General features: G+C 39.2%; 8 protein-coding genes. All 8 read right to left on the minus strand.

Annotation, left to right across the window (positions count from 1 at the left end; all coding sequences use genetic code 11):
• On the minus strand, positions 1 to 581 hold a 581-nt coding region (locus QZ158_RS07355), incomplete at its 3' end, for a PfkB family carbohydrate kinase (protein ID WP_293887206.1).
• An 11-nt stretch (positions 582 to 592) separates the two neighbouring features.
• Complete coding sequence (gene lacB / locus QZ158_RS07360) at positions 593 to 1,108, minus strand: galactose-6-phosphate isomerase subunit LacB (protein ID WP_293887208.1); 516 nt, start codon at positions 1,106 to 1,108, stop codon at positions 593 to 595.
• A 16-nt stretch (positions 1,109 to 1,124) separates the two neighbouring features.
• Positions 1,125 to 1,550 carry a galactose-6-phosphate isomerase subunit LacA gene (gene lacA, locus QZ158_RS07365; RefSeq protein ID WP_023026584.1) on the minus strand — a complete coding sequence of 142 codons (426 nt, stop codon included), beginning with the start codon at positions 1,548 to 1,550 and terminating at the stop codon, positions 1,125 to 1,127.
• 81 nt (positions 1,551 to 1,631) lie between these two features.
• Complete coding sequence (locus QZ158_RS07370) at positions 1,632 to 2,516, minus strand: aldose 1-epimerase family protein (RefSeq protein ID WP_293887213.1); 885 nt, start codon at positions 2,514 to 2,516, stop codon at positions 1,632 to 1,634.
• Positions 2,517 to 2,620: 104 nt separating this feature from the next.
• Positions 2,621 to 4,096, minus strand: a complete 1,476-nt coding sequence (locus QZ158_RS07375; protein WP_061563747.1) for a PTS transporter subunit IIC — start codon at positions 4,094 to 4,096, stop codon at positions 2,621 to 2,623.
• Between the two features lie 96 nt (positions 4,097 to 4,192).
• The gene (locus QZ158_RS07380) at positions 4,193 to 4,498 is read right to left on the minus strand and encodes a PTS sugar transporter subunit IIB (RefSeq protein ID WP_006148587.1); all 306 of its coding nucleotides are present in this window, start codon (positions 4,496 to 4,498) and stop codon (positions 4,193 to 4,195) included.
• Positions 4,499 to 4,537: 39 nt separating this feature from the next.
• Positions 4,538 to 5,014 carry a PTS sugar transporter subunit IIA gene (locus tag QZ158_RS07385; RefSeq protein WP_048689142.1) on the minus strand — a complete coding sequence of 159 codons (477 nt, stop codon included), beginning with the start codon at positions 5,012 to 5,014 and terminating at the stop codon, positions 4,538 to 4,540.
• Positions 5,015 to 5,220: 206 nt separating this feature from the next.
• A complete protein-coding gene (locus QZ158_RS07390) occupies positions 5,221 to 5,967 on the minus strand; it encodes a DeoR/GlpR family DNA-binding transcription regulator (RefSeq protein WP_048789688.1) in 747 nt (248 codons plus the stop codon).
• Positions 5,968 to 6,272 lie beyond the last annotated feature (305 nt).

Raw genomic sequence — 6,272 nt, forward strand, 5'->3', positions numbered from 1 at the left:
CGTCCTAAGAGTTGAGATAATTCTTCGCGATTGGGTTTAATCACCGTTGGTTTGAATGATGAGTGAAGAACCGCTTCTAAAGATTTGCCTGATGAATCAAGTACAACCTTACGTCCTGCTTCTTTTGCAATCTCAATTAGGCTCGCATAATAGTCCACTGGTAGACCTGTAGGAAGACTTCCCGAAATAGCAATCACATCCGCTGTCGGCATGAGGAGTTTGAAATGGTGAAGGAATCCCAAAGCTTCCGTCCGGATAATTTCTGGACCCGCTTCTAAGATTTCTGTTTGATTTCCTTCATGCAAGATGGCGATACAGTTCCGCGTATCTCCAAGGATATCATAGAAGAAGGATTGGACATCTCGTGGAAGATGGGTCTTGATGAATTGACCATTGGTCCCCCCAACAAAACCTGTTGCTCCAACTGTTTCACCGCTCTCAGCTAAGACACGGGTGACATTTAAACCTTTCCCACCAGCCGTCTTAGAAACTTCCGACACACGATTCACAGTATCCAACTTTAATTCTTCCAAGGGATAAGAAATATCAATGGAAGGATTCAAGGTGACAGTTAAGATCATATCCTCACCTCTTAGTCGTGGTATTCACCACGATCCCATTTTTCAAGGAATTCTGTAAAGAAGTCTGCATCCTCTTGGTGATCATTATGGGTTTCCAAATGTTGAATCTTGGCAATCAATTTCTTGTTTTCTTCACTTGGTTTGTATTCTGCATGAATGAAAGCTTCAATGATATCACACATGAGCAACTCACCAGTTACTTTCCCACCAAAACCAATCACGTTGGCATTGAGTTCTTCTTTTGCATAAAGAGCAGTTGTCATATCGCGAACCAAGGCAGAACGAATTCCAGGAACCTTGTTAACAGCGTTGTTAATTCCAACACCAGTACCACAGATACATACTCCAAGATCAGCTTGATCACTAGCGACTGCTTCTCCGACTTTTTTCCCAAAAATTGGGTAGTGGGTACGCGCATGATCATAGGTTCCGAAGTCAAGGACTTCATAACCTTTTGATTTCAAAAATTCAGAGACAGCCATTTTTTCATTTGTGACAATATGGTCACATCCAATTGCAATTTTCATTCGTTTACTCCTCCCCTTAGCACATCTTGTTGAGCATATCGACACGGATTTGGTGGCGACCGCCGTCATACTTACCGTTTACAAAACCTTTGGCGATATTTTTGGCCAATTGGTCACCCACGATTTGAGCACCCATGGTGATCATGCGAGAATTGTTGTGGCCACGAGTCATGTAGGCAGAACGCTCATCTGAAACTTCTGCCGCAACCATTCCTTTAATTTTAGTAGCGACCATGAATGGGCCAGCTCCATAAGCATCAATAACAATACCAAGATTGTCTTCTGCTTGTTTGACTTCCTTTGCAACAGCCAATGTCACATCAACAAAGTCTTGCCCTTCTTCTGTCACATCCACCACTTGGAAACCTTCTGCTTCCAAATATTCTTTGACTACTTCTTTTAAGCGGATACCTGCTGCATCCGCACCAATAATAACTGACATATCATACTCCTTTTATAAAATGTTTTCTGATTAAACACAGAGCCTTCATTTGGCTTCTGTCTGCTACACTGTCATTGTTTCCTATAAAATTTCGATTTCAAAACTTAGTTCAGCCGTTTGACCTGCTGGCAAGAGACGAACCTGCTTTTTATATTCCAAATAATCACTCTCTTCAAGGGAAGTGGATAAACCAGACCAAGGCTCTAAAGCGATAAATGGCCCTTTATTAGGTGTTGTCCAGATGATCAAGTTTGAAAAATCCGGAAAATGAAGGCTTACTCCTTTTTCGTGCTTTTTAGAGCGGAGGGTCACCCTTCTTGATTGTAAGCAATCTAAAGTGATGGCATCCTTTTGGAAGAGATCGTAATCGAGATTTAAGATTTTTTCTTGCTGTAAGAAAGGTGTCCGGTCAAAGACGTTTAGCAAGCCTGTCTCTGGATAGGATTTTGGAATGCTACAGGTCTCTTCTTGTTCGAACTCCAGGTAGTAATCTTCAAACCCTTCATCTGCCATTAACGGACAATTAAATCCTGGATGGCCACCAACGAAAAAGGGCATGACTCCTTCCTCACCAAGATGGTAAACCCGATAGGTTACTTGAATCATCTTACCAAGTAATTGATAGGAAATTTCTAATCTGAAACGATAGGGATATTGCTGATACATTTCTTCCGTATCTTCTATCCCAAAAGTCACCTGATTTTCTGTTTGCTCTACCAGCTCAAAGTTTTTCTTGCGAACCAGCCCATGGCGAGGGATCTTCCCAACACCTTGAGGGCGATACATGGTTGTATCATTTCGAACCGAACCACAGATAGGAAAGAGAACCGGGGCTTGGCCACTCCAATACTGAGCATCACCCTGCCAAAGATATTCGATACCTTCCTGATCCTTGATAGAGGCCAGCTCACCACCTAACTCCTTGAAACAAACTTCCAGATCATTATTTTTTAAAGCTATCCTCATATTTCACTCCTTAGCATGTTATTTTAGAGAAAAAACTAGGCTACCTCCCTCCATATCTGGAAATTGATACCCTAGTTTTATCAAGTTACATAGTTAGGAGCGGATTATTTTGCATTTGCTGTGTATTCTTCGTTACGTTTGATCATTTGTTTTCTGTACCATGCAAAGATTCCAACGTAGAATGCTAAGAAGGCAACAACACCAACAATAGCTTTGATGTCTCCTGTAGTTGCGTTACCAATAGTCCAACCAAGAAGTTTTTCAACTGGTCCCTCAAGAGTTGAGTGAGTGATCAATTGAGCTTTATCAACTCCTTCTGGGAAGGCATTTACACTTTTCGCCAATTCAGTAGCAAATGGTGCGATAAGAGTACCTGAAAGAAGGAAGAGTGGCAACAAGAGTGTTCCAAATACGATCATACGGATCAATTTACCACGTGTAACAACCAACAAGGCTGGAGTCACACCCATAGCGATGATCCCTGCAAGTGGCAAGATACCATTTCCGACTTTAGAAAGAAGTACTGCTTCGATCAACATGATTGGTGCAAGTACGTTGGCACAAGCCCAGATTTCTGCACGACCAGCGATAAATGGCCAGTCCAAACCGATATTGAATTTACGTCCTTGAAGACGTTTAGTAGCAACGTTTGTAATACCTTGTGACAATGGTTCTACCGCTGCGATGAACCAAGAACCAATCAATGAGAACAATTCCAAGCAGACACCGGCAGTCAAACCAAGGCTCAACCAACCTTTAATAACCAATTCCCAAGTTTTAGCATCAGCTACATTAGGATCCGGATGTGGAGTTCCCATCAAACCAATAATGATACCGAGAAGGAAACCGATAAAGAATTTAGACCCCCAGAAACCGATCTTCTTGTTCAATTTAGCTGCGTCGAAGTCGTATTTATCAAGACCTGGGAAGAATTTGTCAAAGATTTTATCCAAGACCATGATGATTGGGTTCATCATATAGTTCATGTGAGTTGATGTCATTGGTGAAGAGCTAGGTGCATTCAACAAGTCATCAAATGTTGGTTTCATCAAGTCTGAGTTGATGATCTTCATAATCCCTACTAGGACTACTGCTAGAGTGGCAACGAAGAGAGAAACTCCTGCACTAACTCCATTTTTATCAGCATACCATTTAATCAAAAGACCTGTGATAGACAAGTGCCAGATATCAAAGATGTCAACATCAAGTGTGTCTGTTTTCTTCATTGCAAGCATGACAACGTTGACAACCAACATAACTAGCAAGAAGTAAAGTGTCCAGGCAGACCCCCAAGTAATGGTCGCAAGAGGCGCCCAACCAACGTCTGTGATATTCAATTGAATACCAGTGTTCTCAACGAATTTTGCAAGAGACGCTGAGAAAGCGCCATTCAACATACCGATGATCGCACCGATACCAGTAAGAGCGATGGCAAGTTTAATACCACCTTCAAGCGCTTTGGAGAATTTCACTCCAAACAAAAGTGCCAATAGAGTTAGGACGATCAACATGATGATCGGTGCCCCCATATCTAGAATAGGTTTGAAAAACTTATTGGCAAAATCGATAATGCCATTCATAATAAATCCTCCCGATTTATATTTTTATATTTTACAAAATTAAGAATGTCAGCAGTTCCAGGCATAAGAATCGCTCACAAAATACAGATGAAGAAATTAGCTTAAGCCGTGTTCTTTGATGGCTGCTTCGATATTGTCATATACCGGAGCACTCATAGCTGGAATACGGAACAAGATTGGACCAGCTTCAACTACTGGAATACCAGGATCAAAGCCTAAATCTGTTGCAGCGATTGGTGTAAAGATATCATAGCCTTTAATCAAGTCTTCATTCACATCTTTTACCATTACCGCATCACATTGTACATCATATCCACGGTTTGAAAGCTCTTCTTCAAGAGCACTTTTAATTTGGTGGCTTGAGTTAACCCCTGCACCACAGGCAGCTAAAATTTTAATCATTTGAATGACCTCCATTATAAATATATTTATTTGTTACTATTAAGCAATCGCTTCTGTAATATAGCGATATAAGTCTTCTTCAGTTTCCAATTTCGACATGTTTTCAAGATTTCCATTTGTCGTAAAGAAATCCATCAAATGCGCCAAAATGTTTGTTTGGCTGGAACTAGAATTGTTAATGATAAAGAATAAAAGAGAAACTTCTACTTCTTTATCAGGTGCGATCATATTGTGGAAGGTTACCGGATTTTTCAATCGAACAACTACAATATTCTCTGTTAGGTTATGGATGATATCCGTATGAGGAATCGCTACATTCGGGAGATCCTTTCCTAGAAATTCCATATCCAAACCAGTAGGGAACGATTTCTCTCTTTCTTTTAATGCAGCCCGATAAGAATCTGTCACAATCTGACGTTCTTCCAATAAAGTTGCAACCTGGTCAAACAATTCTTCTTGATTCGCAACATCTAGGCAAAAGACTAATTCCCGATTAAACAGTTGATTTAATCCCATCTTTTCACCCCTTCCACTTTTACCTTTTTTTATTTACACGATAAGTATATCACTATATGAATGCGCTGTCAATTACAATATGTAATTTTTTGTTCTTTTTTGTTTATTTTTTATAGATTTATTTATAACCCCTCCCCTATTAAAGGATATAAAAAAGACCAGAATCCGCTTGAATCCTGGTCTTTTAGCTGTTTCTTTTCTAATTTTTACAAAATTTTTGTATAAGAATTGTATTTTTCTCGTACTTTTTTAGAGATAGAATGATCGGTAATCACCGCATCTAAATCATCTAGACGGTAAAAAGCATAGAAAGAATAGCTATCAAACTTACTGTTATCTGCTACTACATACTTTTCAATGGCATTGTTAAGAATAATTTTATTGCCGTTTCCTTCTTCTTCGTTTGCAGTCATTGCTGTATGACCATCAATTCCATTTACCCCGATAAAGGCTTTCGAAACCTTAATTTCCTTTAAGAGCTTATTTGCAAACTGTCCTACAAAGGTCTGTGTCTTGACCCTATATCGACCTCCCACTAGGATAATGTCATAATTGGGTTGGTCTTTTAATTTTTCAAAAATAGGTAAGGAATTGGTCACAATACTGACATGTTTCCCTTCAAGATAATCGCCAATAAAATCTGTAGTGGTCCCTGCTCCAATAAAAATTGTATCGCCTTCATCGATCAAAGCCGCACATTTTTGAGCAATTTCCCTTTTCTCTTCCACGTTCAACATGTTCTTTTCTGTATGGGAAACTTCTGTCAGACTATCCTTGATTTTTCGATGGGCCCCTCCATGAACACGAACCAACAATCCTTGTTCCTCTAAATCCATCAAATCACGTCGAATAGTCATATCGGTTACACCCAAGAAATCGCTTAGATCCTTAACAGAGACTACTTCGTTTTTGTCCAACTCTTGTAAGATTGCTACATGTCTACTCTCTTTCATATGACGTCCTACTTTCCTATTTCTGCTTTTATTATACTATAATAGTGATCATTTTCAATAAGAAACAAACATTTTGTCCAATTTTTCTATATTAACCACTTATTTTGTTGATCATTTTTGTAGATAAATTAAACTTTTTGTTCATGTTTTTAAAAAAAGTAAATTTTTTTTAGCAAATCTGTTGACAGGGCTCATAAAAAGTTGTATTCTTAATATGTTAACAGAATTGGTAACGCTACCACAGAGTGATAGCAAACGTTTTGTTTACGAATTTCGGTCTCCTTATAAATATACAAGGGTAAACA

The organism is Streptococcus sp. A12 (genome assembly GCF_905372335.1).
Taxonomy (GTDB): Bacteria; Bacillota; Bacilli; order Lactobacillales; family Streptococcaceae; genus Streptococcus.

Bases quoted from the DNA above. Each gene is read 5' to 3' on its own strand.
- QZ158_RS07390 (WP_048789688.1), bottom strand. From the start codon at position 5,967: ATGAAAGAGAGTAGACATGTAGCAATCTTACAAGAGTTGGACAAAAAC.
- QZ158_RS07385 (WP_048689142.1), bottom strand. From the start codon at position 5,014: ATGGGATTAAATCAACTGTTTAATCGGGAATTAGTCTTTTGCCTAGAT.
- lacB (WP_293887208.1), bottom strand. From the start codon at position 1,108: ATGAAAATTGCAATTGGATGTGACCATATTGTCACAAATGAAAAAATG.
- lacA (WP_023026584.1), bottom strand. From the start codon at position 1,550: ATGTCAGTTATTATTGGTGCGGATGCAGCAGGTATCCGCTTAAAAGAA.
- QZ158_RS07380 (WP_006148587.1), bottom strand. From the start codon at position 4,498: ATGATTAAAATTTTAGCTGCCTGTGGTGCAGGGGTTAACTCAAGCCAC.
- QZ158_RS07375 (WP_061563747.1), bottom strand. From the start codon at position 4,096: ATGAATGGCATTATCGATTTTGCCAATAAGTTTTTCAAACCTATTCTA.
- QZ158_RS07370 (WP_293887213.1), bottom strand. From the start codon at position 2,516: ATGAGGATAGCTTTAAAAAATAATGATCTGGAAGTTTGTTTCAAGGAG.